At 59.8% G+C, this 20,017-nt stretch carries 18 protein-coding genes, 2 tRNA genes and 1 rRNA gene; 16 read left to right on the top strand and 5 right to left on the bottom strand.

Annotation, left to right across the window (positions count from 1 at the left end; translation table 11 throughout):
- Nucleotides 1-82 precede the first annotated feature (82 nt).
- The 3 genes from secA (at nt 83) to ydiK (ending at nt 5,244) form a co-directional block, all read left to right on the top strand.
- Nucleotides 83-2,797 (top strand): preprotein translocase subunit SecA, encoded by a 2,715-nt coding sequence (gene secA, locus KI617_RS16405; RefSeq protein ID WP_226448080.1) that lies wholly within the window; start codon nt 83-85, stop codon nt 2,795-2,797.
- A 90-nt stretch (nt 2,798-2,887) separates the two neighbouring features.
- A complete protein-coding gene (argJ, locus tag KI617_RS16400) occupies nt 2,888-4,114 on the top strand; it encodes a bifunctional glutamate N-acetyltransferase/amino-acid acetyltransferase ArgJ (protein ID WP_226448078.1) in 1,227 nt (408 codons plus the stop codon).
- The gene (ydiK, locus tag KI617_RS16395) at nt 4,114-5,244 is read left to right on the top strand and encodes an AI-2E family transporter YdiK (protein ID WP_226448076.1); all 1,131 of its coding nucleotides are present in this window, start codon (nt 4,114-4,116) and stop codon (nt 5,242-5,244) included. Before argJ ends, ydiK begins: the two co-directional genes overlap by 1 nt.
- Here the strand turns inward: ydiK and KI617_RS16390 are convergent.
- Both KI617_RS16390 and apaG read right to left on the bottom strand, forming a co-directional pair.
- Entirely contained in the window at nt 5,200-5,793 is a 594-nt protein-coding gene (locus tag KI617_RS16390; protein ID WP_226448074.1) for a class I SAM-dependent methyltransferase, read from the bottom strand. The two genes, ydiK and KI617_RS16390, sit on opposite strands and share 45 nt — an antisense overlap.
- Nucleotides 5,794-5,800: 7 nt before the next feature.
- Nucleotides 5,801-6,184 (bottom strand): Co2+/Mg2+ efflux protein ApaG, encoded by a 384-nt coding sequence (gene apaG, locus KI617_RS16385; RefSeq protein WP_226448072.1) that lies wholly within the window; start codon nt 6,182-6,184, stop codon nt 5,801-5,803.
- Nucleotides 6,185-6,220: 36 nt separating this feature from the next.
- On the opposite strand from apaG, the gene rpe reads away from it, so the two are divergent.
- The 4 genes from rpe (at nt 6,221) to trpE (ending at nt 10,107) form a co-directional block, all read left to right on the top strand.
- Entirely contained in the window at nt 6,221-6,928 is a 708-nt protein-coding gene (gene rpe, locus KI617_RS16380; RefSeq protein ID WP_226448070.1) for a ribulose-phosphate 3-epimerase, read from the top strand.
- Nucleotides 6,929-7,019: 91 nt separating this feature from the next.
- A protein-coding gene (locus KI617_RS16375) for an IS5 family transposase (protein ID WP_226445962.1) occupies nt 7,020-7,771 on the top strand; the annotation gives its coding sequence in 2 pieces (ribosomal slippage) (nt 7,020-7,347 and nt 7,347-7,771; 753 coding nt in all).
- 45 nt (nt 7,772-7,816) lie between these two features.
- A complete protein-coding gene (locus KI617_RS16370; protein WP_226448068.1) occupies nt 7,817-8,509 on the top strand; it encodes a phosphoglycolate phosphatase in 693 nt (230 codons plus the stop codon).
- Between the two features lie 122 nt (nt 8,510-8,631).
- Entirely contained in the window at nt 8,632-10,107 is a 1,476-nt protein-coding gene (trpE, locus tag KI617_RS16365; protein WP_226448066.1) for an anthranilate synthase component I, read from the top strand.
- A gap of 66 nt (nt 10,108-10,173) precedes the next feature.
- Here the strand turns inward: trpE and KI617_RS16360 are convergent, their stop codons facing one another.
- From KI617_RS16360 to KI617_RS16350, 3 genes are all read right to left on the bottom strand, one after another.
- Nucleotides 10,174-11,184 (bottom strand): glycosyltransferase family 2 protein, encoded by a 1,011-nt coding sequence (locus KI617_RS16360; protein WP_226448064.1) that lies wholly within the window; start codon nt 11,182-11,184, stop codon nt 10,174-10,176.
- A gap of 90 nt (nt 11,185-11,274) precedes the next feature.
- Nucleotides 11,275-11,982, bottom strand: coding sequence for a phosphatase PAP2 family protein (locus KI617_RS16355; protein WP_226448062.1), 708 nt, complete (start codon nt 11,980-11,982; stop codon nt 11,275-11,277).
- Between the two features lie 40 nt (nt 11,983-12,022).
- Entirely contained in the window at nt 12,023-13,483 is a 1,461-nt protein-coding gene (locus KI617_RS16350) for a glycosyltransferase family 39 protein (protein ID WP_226448061.1), read from the bottom strand.
- Nucleotides 13,484-13,650: 167 nt separating this feature from the next.
- Here KI617_RS16350 and KI617_RS16345 point away from each other — a divergent pair, with 167 nt between their 5' ends.
- The 9 genes from KI617_RS16345 to KI617_RS16305 all read left to right on the top strand — a co-directional run bounded on the left by KI617_RS16345 (nt 13,651) and on the right by KI617_RS16305 (nt 19,960).
- A complete protein-coding gene (locus KI617_RS16345) occupies nt 13,651-14,223 on the top strand; it encodes an aminodeoxychorismate/anthranilate synthase component II (protein ID WP_226448059.1) in 573 nt (190 codons plus the stop codon).
- Nucleotides 14,220-15,242 carry an anthranilate phosphoribosyltransferase gene (trpD, locus tag KI617_RS16340; RefSeq protein ID WP_226448057.1) on the top strand — a complete coding sequence of 341 codons (1,023 nt, stop codon included), beginning with the start codon at nt 14,220-14,222 and terminating at the stop codon, nt 15,240-15,242. The genes KI617_RS16345 and trpD overlap by 4 nt, the downstream gene beginning before the upstream one ends.
- Nucleotides 15,239-16,027, top strand: a complete 789-nt coding sequence (gene trpC / locus KI617_RS16335) for an indole-3-glycerol phosphate synthase TrpC (protein WP_226448055.1) — start codon at nt 15,239-15,241, stop codon at nt 16,025-16,027. Before trpD ends, trpC begins: the two co-directional genes overlap by 4 nt.
- On the top strand, nt 16,002-16,271 hold the full coding sequence (locus KI617_RS16330; protein WP_226448053.1) for a nucleotidyltransferase substrate binding protein: 270 nt from the start codon (nt 16,002-16,004) through the stop codon (nt 16,269-16,271). The genes trpC and KI617_RS16330 overlap by 26 nt, the downstream gene beginning before the upstream one ends.
- A gap of 182 nt (nt 16,272-16,453) precedes the next feature.
- Nucleotides 16,454-17,530: a porin gene (locus KI617_RS16325; RefSeq protein ID WP_226448051.1), complete on the top strand. Its 1,077-nt coding sequence runs from the start codon at nt 16,454-16,456 to the stop codon at nt 17,528-17,530.
- 288 nt (nt 17,531-17,818) lie between these two features.
- Nucleotides 17,819-18,001 (top strand): hypothetical protein, encoded by a 183-nt coding sequence (locus KI617_RS16320; RefSeq protein WP_226448049.1) that lies wholly within the window; start codon nt 17,819-17,821, stop codon nt 17,999-18,001.
- Nucleotides 18,002-18,136: 135 nt separating this feature from the next.
- Nucleotides 18,137-19,674: ribosomal RNA gene (locus KI617_RS16315) — 16S ribosomal RNA — on the top strand.
- A gap of 59 nt (nt 19,675-19,733) precedes the next feature.
- Nucleotides 19,734-19,810 (top strand) — tRNA-Ile (locus KI617_RS16310).
- Nucleotides 19,811-19,884: 74 nt separating this feature from the next.
- Nucleotides 19,885-19,960 (top strand) — tRNA-Ala (locus KI617_RS16305).
- Nucleotides 19,961-20,017: the final 57 nt, after the last annotated feature.

The raw sequence follows: 20,017 nt of genomic DNA, 5'->3' as shown, positions 1-20,017 counted from the left end.
GATTTAGGTCGTCATCGTAGGGTCATGGGGGCGTGTTAGAATCGCCGCTTTGCCGCCACCCGCGGAACCACACTACATCGCGATGATATCCGGCCTACTCAAAAAGATTTTCGGCAGCCGCAATGACCGGCTGATCAAGCAATACTCCCAGACCGTCAAGCGTATCAATGCGCTCGAACCGGCCACACAGGCCCTGAGCGATGAAGCCTTGCGCGCCAAGACGGACGAGTTCCGCCAGCGCCACGCCAATGGCGAATCGCTTGACGACCTGTTGCCTGAAGCCTTCGCGGTGGTTCGCGAAGCTGGCGTCCGCGCCCTCGGCATGCGCCACTTCGATGTCCAGATGATCGGCGGCATGGTGCTGCACGACGGCAAAATCGCCGAAATGCGCACAGGAGAAGGCAAGACGCTGGTCGGCACGCTGCCGGCCTACCTCAATGCCATTTCCGGCAAGGGCGTCCATGTCATCACGGTCAATGACTACCTGGCGACTCGCGACTCGGATTGGATGGGACGACTGCACCGTTTCCTCGGTCTGACTGTGGGTGTCAATCTGTCCCAGATGGATCACGAGGCCAAGCAGGCTGCCTACGCGGCCGACATTACCTACGGCACCAATAACGAATTCGGCTTCGATTACCTGCGCGACAACATGGTCTATACGGCCGGCGAGCGGGTTCAGCGCAGTCTGAATTTCGCCATCGTCGACGAAGTGGACTCGATCCTGATCGACGAAGCGCGGACACCGCTGATCATTTCCGGTCAGGCTGAAGATCATACCGACCTCTATCTGCGCATGAAGGACGTCGTTCCCAACCTGACGCGGGCGATGGAAGAGAAGGAAGAAGGCGATTACTGGGTCGACGAGAAGGGGCATCAGGTCCATCTCTCCGAAGCCGGTTACGAGCACGCCGAGCAACTGCTGGCCGAGCACGGCCTGCTCAAGGAAGGCACCAGCCTCTACGACGCTGCCAACATTACGCTGTTGCATCACCTGAATGCCGCCCTGCGCGCCATGACGCTGTTCCACAAGGACCAGCATTACGTCGTGCAGAACGGCGAAGTAGTTATCGTCGACGAATTCACCGGTCGTCTGATGGCAGGTCGTCGCTGGTCCGATGGCCTGCATCAGGCGGTCGAGGCCAAGGAAGGCGTGCAGATCCAGGCCGAGAACCAGACGCTGGCCTCGATCACCTTCCAGAATTATTTCCGGATGTACAACAAGCTGTCCGGCATGACCGGCACGGCCGATACCGAAGCCTACGAATTCCACCAGATCTACGGTCTGGAAACCGTCGTCATTCCGACTCACCGGCCGATGGTCCGCAAGGACATGAACGACTTGGTCTACAAGACGGCCGACGAGAAACACGCGGCGATCATTGCCGACATCAAGGATTGCGCCAAGCGCGGCCAGCCGGTGCTGGTCGGTACGACCTCAATCGAGGCGTCCGAGCTGCTGTCCGGTCTGCTCGACAAGGAAAAGCTGGCACATCAGGTGCTGAACGCCAAACAGCATGCCCGTGAAGCCGAGATCGTCGTCCAGGCTGGTCGTCCCGGCATGGTGACCATCGCTACGAATATGGCCGGTCGCGGTACCGACATCGTGCTCGGTGGCAATATTGAAAAGCAACTGGCCGCCATTCGCGACGACGAGTCGCTGCCGGCGGCCGAACGGGATCAGAAGGCGGCTGAGATGAAGGCCGAGTGGCAGGAAGTGCACAATGCCGTGCTGGCTTCCGGCGGCCTGCACATCATTGGTTCCGAGCGTCACGAATCCCGCCGTATCGACAATCAGTTGCGCGGTCGCGCCGGTCGTCAGGGCGATGCCGGTTCCTCACGCTTCTACCTGTCGCTGGACGATCCGTTGTTGCGCATCTTTGCTGGCGAGCGTCTGCGCGCCATCATGGACAAGCTGAAAATGCCGGAAGGCGAAGCGATCGAGCATCCGCTCGTTACCCGCTCGCTGGAATCCGCGCAGCGCAAGGTCGAAGCTCGCAACTTCGACATCCGCAAGCAGTTGCTCGAATACGACGACGTCTCCAACGACCAGCGCAAGGTGATCTACCAGCAGCGTAACGAACTGCTGGAAACGGACGATATTTCCGAGACCATCACCGCCATGCGCCAGAGCGTCATCGCCGAAACCTTCCGCACCTACGTGCCGGCTGAATCGGTCGAGGAGCAGTGGGACATGGAAGGGCTTGAACGCGCCCTGGCTTCTGATCTGCAGATCAATGCACCGGTCGCCCAGTGGTTCAAGGACGAGCCGACCCTGTCCGACGAGGAAATCCTGGCGCGGATTACCAAGGAAGCCGACGAAGCCTATCAGGCCAAGATTGATCTGGTGGGCGACGGTACCTTCCATCAGTTCGAGCGCAATGTGATGCTGCAAAGCCTGGACTCGCACTGGCGTGAGCATCTGGCGGCACTGGATCACCTGCGTCAGGGCATCCACCTGCGTGGCTATGCCCAGAAGAACCCGAAGCAGGAATACAAGCGCGAAGCCTTCGAGCTGTTTGAAGGCTTGCTGGATCTGATCCGCCGCGAAGTGACCCGTGTTGTCTTCACGGTGCAGATTCGTACGCCGGAAGATGTCGAGGAAACCGCGCCGCGTGCCGAAGTGCAGAACGTCCAGTATCAGCACGCCGGTTTTGATGAGGCGCTGGGTGAGGGCGAAGCCGCATCAGCCGCAGGCCAGCAAGCCGCTGATCTCGGGCCTAAGGTCGGCCGCAACGATCCTTGTCCTTGTGGATCGGGCAAGAAATACAAACACTGTCACGGAAAACTGAGCTAGTTATTCGTCGTTAGCTGTTAGCTGTTTGAAAAATCCGGAGGCCAGCCATAAGCTGGCCTCGATCTTATCAACTCGATCCTGGATACTCATATGCCTGTCAATTACGCTACCCCGGCCGCCGATCAACTGTTTCCGGTGGCGGGTGTCCGCCTCGGTGTTGCCGAAGCCGAAATCCGCAAGAAAAATCGTCGCGATCTGACTCTGGTGGCGCTCGACGCAGGCTGCACAGTGGCTGGCGTGTTTACCCAGAACCGCTTCTGCGCTGCTCCGGTGCAGTTGTGCCGTAACCACCTGGCCGGCGGCAAGGAAATCCGCGCGCTGGTGATCAATACCGGCATCGCCAATGCCGGGACCGGTGAGCCAGGCCGTCAGACGGCGCAGGCCAGCTGCGAGGCGGTGGCCGAACTGCTTGGCATCCAGGCCGAGCAGGTGCTGCCATTTTCGACGGGCGTCATCCTCGAACCCTTGCCGGTCGACCGCCTGAAAGCCGGCTTGCCGGCCGCCAAGGGCGACCTGAAGGCGGATAACTGGCACGCCGCTGCTCACGCCATCATGACTACCGACACCGTTGCCAAGGCGGCTTCACGCATAGTCACGGTCAATGGCAAGAAAATCAGCATTTCCGGGGTGTCCAAAGGCGCCGGCATGATCAAGCCGAACATGGCGACCATGCTCGGCTTCCTGGCCACCGATGCCGGTATCGCCCAAGTCATGCTCGACAAGCTGGTCAAAGAGGCGGCCGATGCCTCGTTTAACTGCATCACCGTCGATGGTGATACCTCGACCAACGATTCCTTCGTGATGATCGCCACCGGCCAGTCGGGCGCCAGCTTTTCGGCTGAAACCGATGCCGGCTGGGCTGAAGTCAAGGCAGCGATCATTGCTGTCTCCGTCGAACTGGCGCAGGCCATCGTGCGCGATGGCGAAGGTGCGACCAAGTTCATCACCGCTGCCGTCGAAGGCGGCAAGGACATTGAAGAGTGCCGCAAGGTCGGCTACGCCATCGGCCATTCGCCGCTGGTCAAGACTGCTTTCTTTGCCTCCGATCCCAATCTCGGCCGCATTCTGGCCGCCGTTGGTTATGCCGGCATTACCGATCTGGATGTCGATGGCGTCAGGGTCTGGCTCGACGATGTGTTGGTCGCCGAAAAGGGCGGCCGTGCAGCCGCCTACAAGGAAGAGGACGGCGCACGTGTGATGGCCCGGGCCGAAATCACCGTGCGCGTCGATCTTGGGCGTGGTGGTGCCAAAGCCAGCGTCTATACCTGCGATTTTTCCTACGATTATGTGAAGATCAACGCAGACTACCGGTCCTGATGACTGACATTCGCCGCGACCTGGCTAGGAATACCCTGGCCATCCTCTGCATCCTTGGGCTTATTGGCCTGTCGGTGTGGGTGCTGCTGCCGTTTCTGGCAGCGACCGTGTGGGCGGTGATGATTGTTGTGGCGACCTGGCCGTTGTTCAACTCGCTGGAGTTGCGCCTGGGCGGCCGACGTGCGCCGGCGGTGGCGATCATGTCGCTGGCCATGCTGTTGCTGCTGGTGCTGCCCTTGTGGATGGCAGTAGATACCATTCTTGAACACTCCGCGCAGTTGACTGCGGCGGGCAAGTCCTTCGCCGCAAATGGCCTTCCGCCACCGCCGTCGTGGGTCAAATCCCTGCCCTTGGTCGGCGAGCGCGTGTCTGTTGCCTGGGCGCAGCTGGATGCGGCGGGGACGACCGGTATCGTTGCCAAAGTGACGCCCTATGCCGCGGATGCTGGTAAGTGGGTGCTCGCTCAAGTCGGTAGTGTTGGTGGCATGCTGATCCAGTTCCTTTTGGTGGTGACCATTGCCGCCATCCTGTATTCAGGCGGTGAAACAGGGGCGCGCATGGCGCGGCGTTTTGGCCGTCGTCTGGCCGGCGAGCGGGGTGAAAACTCGATCATCCTGGCCGGGCAGGCGATTCGTGGCGTGGCGCTAGGGGTTGGCGTCACCGCCATCGTTCAGACCGTGCTTGGTGGACTTGGGCTGGCGGTGGCTGGGGTGCCGTTTGCATCGCTGCTCTCGGCCGTGATGCTGATGCTGTGCATCGCCCAGATCGGGCCGATGCTGATGCTGCTGCCGGCCGTGGGCTGGATGTACTGGATGGGCGATAGCGGTTGGGCGACTTTCCTGCTGGTCTGGAGCCTCATCGTTGGCAGCCTCGACAACTTCCTGCGCCCGATGCTGATCAAGCGCGGCGCGGATTTGCCGCTGTTGCTGATCTTCGCCGGCGTGATCGGCGGCATGCTGAGCTTTGGCCTGATCGGCATCTTCGTCGGCCCGGTCGTGCTGGCCGTGACCTACACACTGACCCTGGCCTGGATCGAGGATGCGCTGGGCAAGGATGAGCCTGAGCCCATCCCTGAAGCGTTGCCGTCAGAGCTTTCTGAGCCGGATCATCCGGAACCAACCGCCAGCTAGGGCAGGCTGGTCGTGCTCCAGCGCCAAAGAGGGCGCTTCGGCGAGCAAATCCTCAAACACCACATCGAGTCGGGTCGCGATGCGACGCACCAGCGGATTGGCCATTCGTCGCAGCAATGCCGGCTGACCACGACGCAGGAATTTGTCGAAAACCAGCACTTGCCCACCCGGCTTGAGTACGCGGGAAATTTCGGCAAAGCAGTGAGCGGGTTCCGGCACGACGGCCAGAATAAGATGCAGCACGGCGCTGTCGAACGAGGCGTCGGCAAAAGGCAGGCGCTGCGCATCGCCCTGAACCGCCACGAATTCAACGCTGCCGACCCGCGGCAGGGCACGGCGCAGCATGGCCTGATTCAGGTCGAGGCCAACGTAATCATGCTGCGGCGGCAGGTGCGGCAAATCCAGTCCAGTGCCGACACCGGCCAGCAGCACGCGTCCCGGAGTCTCCGCCAGGGCTGCCAAGCTGCGTTTGCGTGCCGCTCGCGTCGCCCGATCGATTGCCGCGTCGTAAAAGGGGGCAATCAGCGTGTAGCTGTACTTCAGGCTCAAGCGGTTCTCAGTGCAGGGCGCGCGGGCTGGCCAGGACGAACTCCGGAATTTCAGCCTCGAAATGCGTTCCGTCCTCGGCCACCATCTGGTAGGTGCCTTTCATGGTCCCGATCGCTGTCGTTAGCGACGAGCCGCTGGTGTACTGGAAGCTTTCGCCGGGCTGGAGCAGCGGCTGCTTGCCGACCACGCCGAGGCCGCGCACTTCCTGGACCTCGTTATTGCCATCGGTAATGATCCAGTGCCGGGACACCAGTTGGGCCGGTACTTCCCCGATATTCTTGATGGTGATGGTGTAAGCAAAGATGTAGCGGTCGTTTTCCGGGTCAGATTGCTCCGGAATGAACTGCGGCATGGGTTGCACTTCGATTCGGTACTTGTTGGTGTCGGGCATGGGATAATTTCGTCTGTTATTGTTCAGGGAAGCATCATGTCAGCCAAAGATTTCGTTATCGCACCGAGTATTCTTTCAGCCAATTTCGCCAAGCTGGGCGAAGAAGTGGCCAACGTCATCGCCTCGGGGGCTGACTGGATTCACTTTGACGTGATGGACAACCATTATGTTCCCAACCTGACCATCGGGCCGCTGGTTTGCGAGGCAATCCGCCCGTGCACCACGGCGCCGATCGACGTGCACCTGATGGTCAAGCCGGTCGATCGCATCATCCCCGATTTTGCCAAAGCCGGGGCGAATATCATCACTTTCCACCCGGAAGCTTCCGAACACGTCGATCGCAGCCTGTCGCTGATCCGCGATGCCGGCTGCCAGGGCGGTCTGGTCTTCAATCCGGCGACGCCGCTGGATTACATGGATTACGTGCTCGACAAGATCGACGTCATTCTGTTGATGAGCGTCAACCCCGGTTTCGGCGGCCAGAAATTCATTCCCGGCACGCTGGCCAAGGCGAAACAGGCACGCGCCAAGCTCGATGCCTATGAAAAGGAAACCGGCCGCCGCATCCGCCTCGAAATCGACGGCGGCGTAAACACCGCCAACATCGCCGAAATCGCCCGCGCCGGCGTTGATGCCTTCGTCGCCGGTTCAGCTGTCTACGGTGCTGGTAAAGACAGCGATCCGCATCGTTATGACTCAATCATCGCGGCGCTGCGCGCCGAGTTGCTGGCGGTTGGTCGCTAGTCGTTAGCAAACCATGAACCCCATGCCGTTACTAGGGGCTGTTCACAAATGACGAAACTATGTACATTCTCGCTTTTTGGAGTCTGCGAGGATGGACCGGAAGATGTTGCGAGACGACCAATGGCGGCGAATCGAAGCCCTGTGCTCAGGCAGAGCCAACGAGCGCGGGGTAACTGGGCGCGACAACCGACTCTTTGTCGAAGCGGTGCTATGGATCGCCCGCACGGGCTCGCCGTGGCGCGACCTGCCCACGCACTTCGGAGCTTGGCACACGACGTACATGCGCTTTTCCCGCTGGAGCAAGAAAGGGGTTTGGGCGCGGATGGCCGAAGCACTCAAGAGCGACGCCGATCTGGAGCAGTTGTTTGTCGACGCGACCATCGTGCGAGCCCACCAACACGCGACTGGCGCCCAAAAAAAGCGGGCGATCAAGCCATCGGGCGTAGCCGGGGCGGACTGAGTACCAAAATTCATGCGGCGGTTGAGGCCCTGGGTAATCCCTTGCGTTTGCGCCTGACCGCTGGGCAAATCGCCGACATTACCGAAGCAGCCGCTCTCATCGAGGGGATTGAGGCGCAGAGCGTCATCGCCGACAAGGGCTACGATGCCAACGCATTCGTCGACACCATTGAAGCGCAGGGCGCACAGGCGGTGATTCCGCCACGCGGTAATCGCCTGACTCAGCGTGCCTATGATCGTCACCTTTACAAAGACCGCAACCTCGTCGAACGCTTTTTCTGCCGACTCAAGCAGTTCAGGCGCATCGCCACACGCTACGAGAAGCTAGCGCAGAACTTCATGTCCATGCTCAACCTCGCTTCCGCCTATATCTGGCTGGCATGATCGCCAAAAACCCAATTGTTAACAGCCCCTAGCAACGAGCGACTAATGACTAACAACTTTCCTTTCCAATCCGTTACCTTCGATCTCGACGGCACGCTGCTCGATACCATCGCCGATCTGGCCGAGGCCTGTCGGCTGATGCTCGATGAGATTGGCGCCCCGCCGCGCACGCAGGCCGAGGTGCACAGCTTCGTCGGCAAGGGGATGGCCGTGCTGGTTGAGCGCTGCCTGACCCACGAGCATCCGCCCAGTGCCGAGCAGTTGCACGCGGCGATCGAGTCCTTCAAGCGCCACTATGCCGTGGTTAACGGAAAATTCACCCAGATTTATCCTGGCGTGATTGAAGGCCTGCAAGCCTGGAAAGCCAGCGGTCTCAAAATGGGGGTTGTCACCAACAAGCCGGGCATGTTCACCGAAGCGCTGATCGAGCGCATGGGGCTGGCTGACTACTTTGACGTGATCGTCTCCGGCGATACGACACCGAACAAGAAGCCGCATCCTGAGCCCATCCTGCACGCTTGCCGCCTGTTCAATGTACGGCCGGACCGCAATCTGCACATCGGTGATTCCGAAAACGACATCCACGCCGCCCGCGCTGCCGGCTCGCCCACCTTCTGTGTGCCCTATGGCTACAACGAAGGCAAGCCGGTGGACAGTGCCGATTGCGATGCGCTAGTATCGGATTTGCTTGCGGCCTACCAGCAAGCCCTTACTTTCAAAGACCTCCACCACAAATGACAACTCAGCGACTCTGGAACGATTGGCAAGGTTGGCGCCCCTGGCGTCCATAACCCTTTTCGCTTTTGCGCCTGACCGGCGCGCCCAGAACGCTACATACCTGTCATTTTCGAGGCTTCCCCATGACTGAAACCGAATTCAATTCGCTTGCCGCGCAAGGCTACAACCGTATTCCCGTAACACTGGAGACGTTTGCCGATCTCGACACGCCGCTCTCCATCTACCTGAAGCTGGCCAACACGCCCTACACCTACCTGCTCGAGTCCGTGCAGGGGGGCGAGCGCTTCGGTCGTTATTCCATCATCGGCCTGGCGGCCCAGACGCGGATCGTCGTCAATGGCCACCAGGTGCTGGTGCTGACCGGCAACCGCATCGCCGAACGTGAAAACGACACCAACCCACTGGAGTTCATCGGCAAGTTCATGCAGCGCTTCCGCGCGCCGCCGGCGAACGGCCTGCCACGCTTCTGCGGCGGCCTAGTCGGCTGCTTCGGTTACGACACCGTGCGCTATGTCGAAACCCGTCTGACCCGTACCAACAAGCCGGATGAAATCGGTACGCCGGACATCGGCCTGCTGCTTTCCGAAGAAATCGCGGTGGTCGACAACCTGTCCGGCAAGCTGACGCTGATCGTCTATGCCGAACCCGGCTTCCCCGGTGCCTATCAGAAGGCTCGTGCCCGTCTCAAGGAGTTGCTGCAGAAGCTGCGCACGCCGGTCACCCTGCCAAGCGAACAGCCGGTGCATTCGGAGGCAGCCGTTTCCGTCTTTGGCGAAGCGGCTTTCAAGCAGGCCGTGCTCAAGGCCAAGTCCTACATTACCGAAGGTGACATCATGCAGGTCGTGCTCTCTCAGCGCATGACCAAGCCCTTCCTGGCGAGTCCGCTGGCGCTTTACCGTACCCTGCGCAGCCTGAATCCGTCGCCCTACATGTTCTACTTCGACTTCGAGGATTTCCACGTCGTCGGTGCTTCGCCGGAGATCCTGGTTCGCCTCGAAGGCGAGCGCGTCACGGTGCGGCCAATCGCCGGCACCCGCAAGCGCGGGGCCTCGCCGGAAGAGGATGCGGCATTGGCTGTCGAGTTGCTGGCCGACGAAAAGGAGCGGGCCGAACACACCCAGTTGCTCGATCTTGGCCGCAACGACTGCGGTCGTGTCGCGCGCATCGGTTCGGTCAAGCTGACCGAGAACATGATCGTCGAGCGCTACTCGCACGTGATGCACATCGTTTCGAACGTCGAAGGCAAGCTGCAGCCGGGGCTGGATGCACTCGATGTGCTGCGCGCTACCTTCCCGGCCGGTACCGTCTCCGGCGCGCCCAAGGTTAGGGCAATGGAAATCATCGACGAACTGGAGCCGGTCAAGCGCGGCATCTATGCCGGCTCGGTCGGTTATCTCGGTTTCAACGGCGACATGGATGTGGCCATTGCCATCCGCACGGCCGTCCTCAAGGACAAGAAACTGTACGTTCAGGCCGGTGCCGGCATCGTTGCTGATTCCGATCCGAATTCGGAATGGACCGAAACCCTGAACAAGGCGCGTGCCGTGCTGCGCGCCGCTGAGTTGGCCGAGCAGGGGCTGGATACGCGGATCGACTGATCGCCGCACCTTGCCCAAACAAAAAAGCCGCTCGAAATGAGCGGCTTTTTTGTGGCTAATGCAAGATCAGTTCGGCTTGTGCCAGGCTTCGTCGGTTGCCAGCGGTGCCGCCAGCCGGGCCGAGTAGGAGCGTACGGTACCCGATTCGAAATAGATGCGGGCCAGCAACTCCGCCAGAACGCCGGTGGTGATGAAGTGCACGCCAGCGATCAGCCCGCCGATGCCGACGATCAGCAACGGCCGGCCGCCAATCGATTCGCCCAGGCCGAACTTGACCCAGGCCAGCCAGCCCAGGACCAACCCGGAGAGCGCGGTGAGGCCGAGGCCGATGCCACCAAAGAAGTGCCCGGGGCGGGCGCGGAAGCGCATGAAGAAATAGACGGCGATCAGGTCGAGGATGACGCGGAAGGTGCGCGAAATGCCGTATTTCGAAACGCCGGCCGTCCGGGCATGGTGCGTCGTTGGTTCCTGCGCGATGCGGCGCGGCGTCGTTACCGTGGCCAGCCAGGCCGGGATGAAACGGTGCATTTCGCCATACAGGCGGACGCTCTTGATCACGCTGCCACGGAAGGCTTTCAGGCTGCAGCCGTAGTCGCGCAGATGGACGCCGGTCATCCGGGCGATCAGGCGGTTGGCGATCTTGGACGGAATCTTGCGCAGGAACAGACCGTCCTGGCGGTTCTGGCGCCAGCCGGCGACCAGATCAAGGTCTTCGTTCAGCAGGCGCGCCACCATCCGCGGGATGTCGATCGGGTCGTTCTGCAGGTCGCCATCCATGGTCACGATCACGTCGCCGCGGGCGGCGTCGATGCCGGCCTGCATGGCAGCCGTCTGTTTGAAATTGCGGGTCAGCTCGACCAGGCGAACATGCGGGCCGTAGTCGTGGGCACATTGCACCGCCCGGTCAACAGTCGCATCGCTGCTGCCATCATCGACCAGTACCAACTCCCACGGATGCTCATAGCCGACCAGTGCCTCGTGCACCCGTTTGACCAGTGGCGCGATGTTGTCTTCCTCGTTGTAGAACGGAACGACGATGGAAAGGCTGTGCGGAGGAATCGAAATGGCTGCGCTCATGGGGGTGTCCGGCAGGAAAGCGTGCATTTTAATCGAGAAGGAAGCCAAAGGCTGAACTAGTGGCGCTCAGCCTCCGTGGCTCGTGCCGGGTCAGCGCCCTGGCTGCTGAATGCCCGATCTTGCAGCCGGAAGCTGAAGCCAGGAAGCAAGGGGTGGGAAGCGTCGCCACGACCGGATCGCATCGCGATGCCAGGCCATCTGCAGAAAGATCCACTCGGTCAGCCAGAGGCTGAAATAGGTGGCGAACCAGGCGAAGACGCAATCGGACAGGAAGTGTCCGCCGGCCGACATGCGAACCAGCCCCATGAAGCCGGCAGCCGCAATGCTGGCCACCAGCCAGCGCCTTCGGATTGCTGCGCTGCTCAGCCATCCGAAGGCCATGACAAAGGCCGTCGTGGCGACATGTCCACTGACGAAGGAGCAGTTGCGTTCACATTGATTACTTGGTGTGAACGCCGGCGTGAACACCATGCTCCCGCCGAATGTTTCTATTTGTGCCGGGCGAGCCCGCCCGACCTGATTTTTCAGGCCGGCGTCGACAAGCAGGACCGGGCCAATCAGTGCTGCCGTCAGCAGGAAACCGAAAAGGAAGCGTCGCGATCTCAGCTTCGAGTGCCGGTAAACAAAGCTGCCCAACCAAAGCAGCAGCAGCGTGACAATCAGGGCGCGTCCGAGATGGGGCAGCCCGTGGTAAGGAATTCTGATCAGCGGGTTGTCCTGCGCCAGCAGCCATTGCCAATTGTTTTGGTGGAACAGGCCAGCGACCCACAGGTCCGTCTCCGGGAAGGCGACGAACAACAGGGCCAGCGCACTGGCTGCGATCACGGCGATCCGGAACTCAATATCCCTGGAATTCATGGAGTAAATAAACCTCGATGTGGCGTGAAGTGGCGGCGTCGAGTGGCGTCTTCAGCGAGGCCAGCTTTTCGACACGTTTGAACCTTTGAGTGAATTCCGGACCCGGGGCTTCCTCGGCCAGCAACAGCGCATCGGCGCCACGGTGGGCACCGAGGTTCGTCGTCAATTTGAAGTGGTCACCGGCCACCCCTTCCGGGTTCCAGCTGGCGATGGCCGGGCGCAGGTCGTGCAGTTCGTAAGCCATGTGCGCAAGCAGGGTGCGGTTGTTGGCGATCAGCACCGCATCGGGGTGGGCCTGAACGTGGGGGCGAAGCTGCAGCCCAAGGTCGTCCCAGCCGGTGGCGCGGATGAACGGGTTCAGCTTGGCCTGGCTTGTCGCATTGGCCGCAGCCAGCAGGCTGGGTGCGTGGTAGAGCGTGCCGATGAGCAGCAGGTTGCTCGCCAGTCCGGCCAATAACAATTTTTGTTTATCGCGTTGCCGCAGCCAGGCAACAACCAGAATGGTCATTGGCCCGAATGCCGGGGCAGCCCAGTTGGCGTTGGCGCTGCCTTGGAACGCCTGGGCCGAAACGACGGCCCATAGCGGCAGTGAAATCCAGAGCAGCAGGCGGGCCGGCGTGTCGCGCCAATTCTCGCGCACCCGGAACAGGATCAGCGCGGCAACACTGCCGAGTACCGGCCCGAAGGCGATCCATTGGGCCGCCCAGAATTCCGCCAGCGATTTCAAGCCGCCGGCACTGTGCCGATTTACCGTGATGTCGGCGGTGTGGCGAAGCGTCGGGAAATCGTTGGCGATGTTCCAGAGCAGGTTGGGGGCGAGCAGCGCCAGGCTCAGGCCGGCAGCGGCCCAGGGCTTGGCGCCGGCCAGGCGGCTACGGTGGAAACAAAGCAGGTGCACGAAAAGCGCACCGATGAACACCGCCATCGTGTATTTCGAGAGCAGGCCCAATCCGCACACGGCGCCAAGCATCAGCCAGTCTATCCAGTGCCCGCGGTCGAGAGCGCGCAGGTAGAGCCACAGGCCGAGCAGCCAGAACAGCGTCAAAGGCGCATCGGTCGAGGCGAACAGGCCCAGCCAGGAAAAGATCGGTAGCGTCAGGACAGCGATGGCCGACCAGAGGGCGACGCCATGGTCGTACAGGCGCCGGGCGATCAGCCAGCAGGCAAGGGCTGCCAGCGGATAGCAGAGCATGGTCAGCGCCTTGACGCCGAGCGGGCCGTCGCCAAACAGTGACGTCGACAGGCGAATCAGTGCAGCAATGCCAGGCGGTTTGGAAAAATATCCCCACTCCAGATGCTGCGCCCAGAACCAGTATTGCGCCTCATCCACGTACAGCGTCGCACTCGACAGCGAAAAGGCCAGCGAGCGCCAGGCAAGCACGACAACGGACAGAACCAGCAGCGTGCCGATTTGGCCAAGCGGCCTGGTCGACAGGCTCATTCTGCTTGCCTTTCGAGACTAAGCAAGGCGCCGGATTGGAAGGAGCGTGAGGTGGCGGACATCAGGACTTTCGGAGAAATTTCCCGAATTCTGAATGCCGAGTGTTTCGCTGCCTTTACAGGTAAAATTTCAGGCCTGCAAATCCACGCCATCAAGGAATCGCCAGCATGCTGCTGATGATCGACAACTACGACAGTTTTACCTACAACCTCGTCCAGTACTTCGGTGAGCTGGGTCAGGATGTCAAGGTCTTCCGCAATGACGCGATTTCGCTAGCCGAAATCACCCAGATGAAGCCCGATTATCTGGTCATTTCTCCCGGCCCCTGCGCCCCGGCTCAGGCCGGTATTTCGCTGGCGGCGATCAAGGAGTTTTCCGGCAAGATTCCCTTGCTCGGCGTTTGCCTCGGTCACCAGTCGATCGGCGAAGCCTTCGGCGGCAGGATCGTGCACGCCAAGCAGCTGATGCATGGCAAGGTCTCCCCGGTCCATCACAAGGATATCGGCGTTTTCAGAGGCTTGCCCAACCCGTTGACCTGTACCCGCTACCACTCGCTGGCCATCGAGCGCGCCACGCTGCCTGACTGCCTCGAGATCACTGCCTGGACCGACGATGGCGAAATCATGGGCGTCCGCCACAAGACCCTGGCCGTCGAAGGCGTGCAATTCCACCCGGAATCCATCCTGACCGAATGCGGTCACGACCTGCTCAAGAACTTCCTCGAGGAACACAAGCAATGACCCCGCAAGCCGCGCTGCAGCGTGTCATCGAACACCGCGAAATCTTCCATGACGAAATGGTCTCCCTGATGCGCCAGATCATGGGCGGCGAAGTCACGCCGGTCATGATTGCCGCCATCATCACCGGCCTCCGTGTCAAGAAGGAAACCATCGGCGAAATCGCTGCGGCCGCCAGCGTCATGCGAGAACTGGCAACGCCGGTCAAGATTCCCTACGACAGGCATTTCGTCGACATCGTCGGCACTGGTGGTGATGCGGCGCACACCTTCAATATTTCCTCGACCGCGGCCTTCGTCGTCGCCGCGGCCGGCGGCAAGGTTGCCAAACATGGAGGGCGCAGCGTTTCCTCAAGTTCCGGTGCGGCTGACGTGCTGGAGGCGCTGGGGGCCAACATCATGCTGTCGCCTGAGCAAGTAGCTGCCTGTATCGATGAAACCGGCTTCGGCTTCATGTTCGCCCCGAATCATCACACCGCCATGAAGCACGTCGCCCCGGTGCGCCGCGAGATGGGGGTGCGCACCATCTTCAATATCCTCGGCCCGCTGACCAACCCGGCCGGCGCGCCGAATACGCTGATGGGCGTATTCCATCCCGACCTCGTCGGCATCCTGGTGCGCGTCATGCAACGCCTCGGCGCCGAGCGCGTGCTAGTTGTGCACGGCAAGGATTGCCTGGATGAAATTTCCCTCGGTGCCGCCACGATGGTCGGTGAATTGAACAACGGCGAAATCCGCGAATACGAAATTCACCCGGAAGACTACGGCCTGCAGATGCAGTCGCTGCGCAAGCTGCGCGTCGGTAGCGCCGCAGAGTCCCGGGAAATGCTGCTCGGCGTGCTCGCCAACCAGCCCGGCCCGGCCCGCGAAATCGTCTGCCTCAACGCCGGTGCTGCGCTCTATGTCGCCAATGTGGCCGACAGTATTGGCGATGGCATCGCCAAGGCCCGCGAGGCCATCGCCAGCGGTGCCGCACGGGCCAAACTCGATCAATTCATCAACGCCACAAAGCAATTCGCATGAGCGACATTCTCAACAAGATCATCGCCACCAAGCGCGAAGAAGTCGCAGCGGCGCTGCTCATCAAACCGTTGGCCGTCGTTGAGGCCGAAGCCGCCGCGCAAGCCGCCCCGCGTGATTTCGTCGGCGCCATCCGCAGCAAGATCGCCAATGCTCAAGCCGCAGTGATTGCCGAGATCAAGAAGGCCAGCCCGTCCAAAGGCGTCATCCGCCCGGACTTCCACCCGGCCGACATCGCCCGCAGCTACGAGCAACACGGTGCCGCCTGCCTGTCGGTGCTCACCGACCGCCACTACTTCCAGGGCTGCCCGGAATGCCTGCAAGCCGCCCGAGCCGCCTGCGCCTTGCCCGTACTCCGCAAGGACTTCATGGTCGATGCCTACCAGGTCGCCGAAGCCCGCGCCATGGGCGCCGACGCCATCCTGCTCATCGCCGCCGCGCTGAGCCTGCCAGAAATGCAAGCCCTCGAAGCTCAGGCCAACGCCTACGGCATGGCCGTGCTGGTCGAAGTGCACAACGGTGAAGAGCTCGACGCCGCCCTGCAGCTCAAAACCCCGCTGCTCGGCATCAACAACCGCAACCTGCGCACCTTCGATGTGACGCTCGATACGACGCTCGGTCTGTTGTCGCGTATCCCGGCCGACCGTATCGTGGTCACCGAAAGCGGCATTCTTAAGCCGGAAGACGTTGCTTTGATGCGTGCCAGCAAGGTCAATGCCTTCCTGGTCGGCGAAGCCTTCATGCGCGCCCCGGAGCCCGGTCTTGAACTCGGCAGGTTATTCGCCTGAAGCGAGCGCGAGCATTCCCGGTCAGGATGCTCGCTGGCGGCAGCGCCTCAATATCTACACGCTTGCCTTGCGCCATCTGACAGATACCGTCGAACTGTCGAGGCTGCGTCCCCTGACGCCGCTGGAGCAACAAGGGCTGATTCAGCCCCCCAAGTTCACCCACGAACTGGCCTGGAATGTCATGAAGGACTATTTCTACTGTCCGGGTAATGCCGCCATTGCCGGTTCGCAGAACGTTAACTAGACCACTCGGTTGCTGTTGCGCCGAAACAACAAAACCAGCCAAAAGCGTCGCACTAACGCAAACACAGGTTGCTAGGGCGTTTTGCTCTTTGCGACAATCGTTGCAACTTCTCGATCCGAGAGGTAAAGCTTAGTCCGGCCTACGGGACGGATTAAAAACTAACCACTAAGGAGATTTTTCTGATGCAAAAGAAGATTATTGCTCTGGCAGTTGCCGCTCTGGCCTCTTCCGCCGCTTTCGCCCAAACCAACGTCACCATCTACGGTGTCATCGACGTTCAAGAAGCTTTCGTCAAGTCTTCTGGCGCCACCAACGGTGTCAACCAGTCTACCGTTAGCCGTCTGGATGCCCATGGCAACTACATCGGTTTCAAGGGTGTTGAAGATCTGGGCAACGGCCTGAAGGCTGTTTTCCTGTACGAGTCCGCTCTGTACGCCGACAACGGCGGCGGTCTGGCTGGTGGTCGTGATGCCTACGTCGGCCTGACCGGCGGTTTCGGTACTGTAGTTGCTGGTAACCTGACCCACCCGCTGCGCGCTTTCGGCGCCAAGGTTGATCTGCTGCCGGGTGCTGCCGGTTTCGGTACCACCGCTTCCCTGACCGGCGAAATCGCTGGCACCAAGACCGGTGCTGACGACCGTGCTTCCAATGCTGTTGCCTACGTTTCCCCGTCCTTCGGTGGCTTCTCTGGTACTGCTGCTTACATCAATGGCGAAACCCAGCCGAACGGTGCTAACACTGGCGAAGCTCGTGCTTACCAGTTGGCTGGTCAGTACGAAAACGGCCCGGCCTTTGCTGGCGTTGGCTACCACAAGGCTGACAACATCAGTGGCGTTGCTGATGCTGAAGCTCGCGTCTGGCGTCTGGCTGGTACCTACACCCTGCCGTCCAACACCAAGCTGACCGCTCTGTACGACAACACCAAGGTTGAAAACGGTAGCGCCTACGATAAGCGCCAGGCTCTGTCCCTGGGTGTTGCCCAGTCCTTCGGTAAGAACACCGTTGGTCTGCAGTACGCTCACGCCTTCAAGACCAAGGACGAAACCGGTTCCCTGGATAAGACTGCAGCTAACCTCTGGACCCTCCAGTACGGTTACACGCTCAGCAAGCGCACCATGCTGCACGCTCGCCTGAGCCGCCTGAGCAACAACGACAATGTTAACTACACGTTCTACAACATGCCGGTTAACAATGGTGTTGCCACTGGTGCTGGTTCCAACTACACCGGCGTTTCCTTCGGTCTGCGTCACACCTTCTAATCTGGCTTAAACCAGATTTAGAAACAAAAACGGGAGCTTCGGCTCCCGTTTTCTTTTGTGTGCCCGGGCAAGGTTGCGTAAATCCGGCGGGTCTGCGATGAAGGATTGCTTTTTTTGGGGGTGACAAGGTGTCCGATAGTGTGCTCCCCGTCGTGGCTGGTGAAGAAGTGGTGCTGCAGGTGGGTGAGCGAAAATTTGCCAAGATGATGGTCGCCTGATTTCGTTGGGTTGCTGTTTTTTTGTGGTTATTTTTGTAAAGGTGTTGACGGCGGGTTTTGGTTCTATATAATGCGCACCTCTTCTGCAGTGCCGGGGTTTTTCGGCGGTGTGGAAGAGTCAGGCGAAGCAAGAAATTTTGCTGAAGTGCTTGACGGGGTGAGGGGTTTGCTTCATAATCTTGCCTCTCTGCTGCTGACGGACTTCTGGTTTGGCGCGGTGGAATTGATCTTTAACAAATTGGACAACCGATAAGTGTGGGTGTCTTGATGCGAAGTGACTTTGGTCACAAAAAAGCATTAAAGGCAAACGCACTGAAGTAAGGATGGAGAAATCCATTCAGGTAGAGCAATCTACCGTCAGTGAGAATGCGAGTTATATTGTTGGATTAAACTGAAGAGTTTGATCCTGGCTCAGATTGAACGCTGGCGGCATGCCTTACACATGCAAGTCGAACGGCAGCACGGGAGCAATCCTGGTGGCGAGTGGCGAACGGGTGAGTAATATATCGGAACGTACCTTTCAGTGGGGGATAACGTAGCGAAAGTTACGCTAATACCGCATATTCTGTGAGCAGGAAAGCAGGGGATCTTAGGACCTTGCGCTGATTGAGCGGCCGATATCAGATTAGCTAGTTGGTGAGGTAAAGGCTCACCAAGGCGACGATCTGTAGCGGGTCTGAGAGGATGATCCGCCACACTGGAACTGAGACACGGTCCAGACTCCTACGGGAGGCAGCAGTGGGGAATTTTGGACAATGGGGGCAACCCTGATCCAGCCATGCCGCGTGAGTGAAGAAGGCCTTCGGGTTGTAAAGCTCTTTCAGCCGGGAAGAAAACGCATGGGTTAATACCCTGTGTGGATGACGGTACCGGAATAAGAAGCACCGGCTAACTACGTGCCAGCAGCCGCGGTAATACGTAGGGTGCGAGCGTTAATCGGAATTACTGGGCGTAAAGCGTGCGCAGGCGGTTTTGTAAGACAGGCGTGAAATCCCCGGGCTCAACCTGGGAACTGCGTTTGTGACTGCAAGGCTAGAGTATGGCAGAGGGGGGTGGAATTCCACGTGTAGCAGTGAAATGCGTAGAGATGTGGAGGAACACCGATGGCGAAGGCAGCCCCCTGGGCCAATACTGACGCTCATGCACGAAAGCGTGGGTAGCAAACAGGATTAGATACCCTGGTAGTCCACGCCCTAAACGATGTCAACTAGGTGTTGGGTGGGTAAAACCATTTAGTACCGGAGCTAACGCGTGAAGTTGACCGCCTGGGGAGTACGGCCGCAAGGTTAAAACTCAAAGGAATTGACGGGGACCCGCACAAGCGGTGGATGATGTGGATTAATTCGATGCAACGCGAAAAACCTTACCTACCCTTGACATGTCCAGAAGCCCTTAGAGATTTGGGTGTGCCCGAAAGGGAGCTGGAACACAGGTGCTGCATGGCTGTCGTCAGCTCGTGTCGTGAGATGTTGGGTTAAGTCCCGCAACGAGCGCAACCCTTGTCGTTAATTGCCATCATTTAGTTGGGCACTTTAACGAGACTGCCGGTGACAAACCGGAGGAAGGTGGGGATGACGTCAAGTCCTCATGGCCCTTATGGGTAGGGCTTCACACGTCATACAATGGTCGGTACAAAGGGTCGCCAACCCGCGAGGGGGAGCCAATCCCAGAAAGCCGATCGTAGTCCGGATCGTAGGCTGCAACTCGCCTGCGTGAAGTCGGAATCGCTAGTAATCGTGGATCAGCATGTCACGGTGAATACGTTCCCGGGTCTTGTACACACCGCCCGTCACACCATGGGAGCGGGTTCCGCCAGAAGTAGGTAGCCTAACCGCAAGGGGGGCGCTTACCACGGCGGGGTTCGTGACTGGGGTGAAGTCGTAACAAGGTAGCCGTAGGGGAACCTGCGGCTGGATCACCTCCTTTCTAGAGAAGCATCCTGGCACCCACAACTTATCGGTTGTTCATGAGTAGCAAACAGACGAGGGTCTGTAGCTCAGTCGGTTAGAGCACCGTCTTGATAAGGCGGGGGTCGTTGGTTCGATTCCAACCAGACCCACCAAGTCAGTGGTTAGTCGGTAGTCAATAGTCGTTAGCTTTTGCTAGCAGCTAATAACTAACAACTAATAACTAAACGGGGGATTAGCTCAGCTGGGAGAGCACCTGCTTTGCAAGCAGGGGGTCAACGGTTCGATCCCGTTATCCTCCACCAAAACCCAAAGATAAGCAGTGGTGTTTATCTTTGGCTTTTGAGCAATCAATTGCTACG

The organism is Ferribacterium limneticum (assembly GCF_020510625.1).
GTDB lineage: Bacteria > Pseudomonadota > Gammaproteobacteria > Burkholderiales > Rhodocyclaceae > Azonexus > Azonexus limneticus_A.
This window is presented reverse-complemented; position numbering and strand designations above follow the sequence as displayed.

Bases quoted from the DNA above. Each gene is read 5' to 3' on its own strand.
- secA (WP_226448080.1), top strand. From the start codon at position 83: ATGATATCCGGCCTACTCAAAAAGATTTTCGGCAGCCGCAATGACCGG.
- argJ (WP_226448078.1), top strand. From the start codon at position 2,888: ATGCCTGTCAATTACGCTACCCCGGCCGCCGATCAACTGTTTCCGGTG.
- ydiK (WP_226448076.1), top strand. From the start codon at position 4,114: ATGACTGACATTCGCCGCGACCTGGCTAGGAATACCCTGGCCATCCTC.
- apaG (WP_226448072.1), bottom strand. From the start codon at position 6,184: ATGCCCGACACCAACAAGTACCGAATCGAAGTGCAACCCATGCCGCAG.
- rpe (WP_226448070.1), top strand. From the start codon at position 6,221: ATGTCAGCCAAAGATTTCGTTATCGCACCGAGTATTCTTTCAGCCAAT.
- KI617_RS16370 (WP_226448068.1), top strand. From the start codon at position 7,817: ATGACTAACAACTTTCCTTTCCAATCCGTTACCTTCGATCTCGACGGC.
- trpE (WP_226448066.1), top strand. From the start codon at position 8,632: ATGACTGAAACCGAATTCAATTCGCTTGCCGCGCAAGGCTACAACCGT.
- KI617_RS16360 (WP_226448064.1), bottom strand. From the start codon at position 11,184: ATGAGCGCAGCCATTTCGATTCCTCCGCACAGCCTTTCCATCGTCGTT.
- KI617_RS16350 (WP_226448061.1), bottom strand. From the start codon at position 13,483: ATGAGCCTGTCGACCAGGCCGCTTGGCCAAATCGGCACGCTGCTGGTT.
- KI617_RS16345 (WP_226448059.1), top strand. From the start codon at position 13,651: ATGCTGCTGATGATCGACAACTACGACAGTTTTACCTACAACCTCGTC.
- trpD (WP_226448057.1), top strand. From the start codon at position 14,220: ATGACCCCGCAAGCCGCGCTGCAGCGTGTCATCGAACACCGCGAAATC.
- trpC (WP_226448055.1), top strand. From the start codon at position 15,239: ATGAGCGACATTCTCAACAAGATCATCGCCACCAAGCGCGAAGAAGTC.
- KI617_RS16325 (WP_226448051.1), top strand. From the start codon at position 16,454: ATGCAAAAGAAGATTATTGCTCTGGCAGTTGCCGCTCTGGCCTCTTCC.
- KI617_RS16320 (WP_226448049.1), top strand. From the start codon at position 17,819: ATGCGCACCTCTTCTGCAGTGCCGGGGTTTTTCGGCGGTGTGGAAGAG.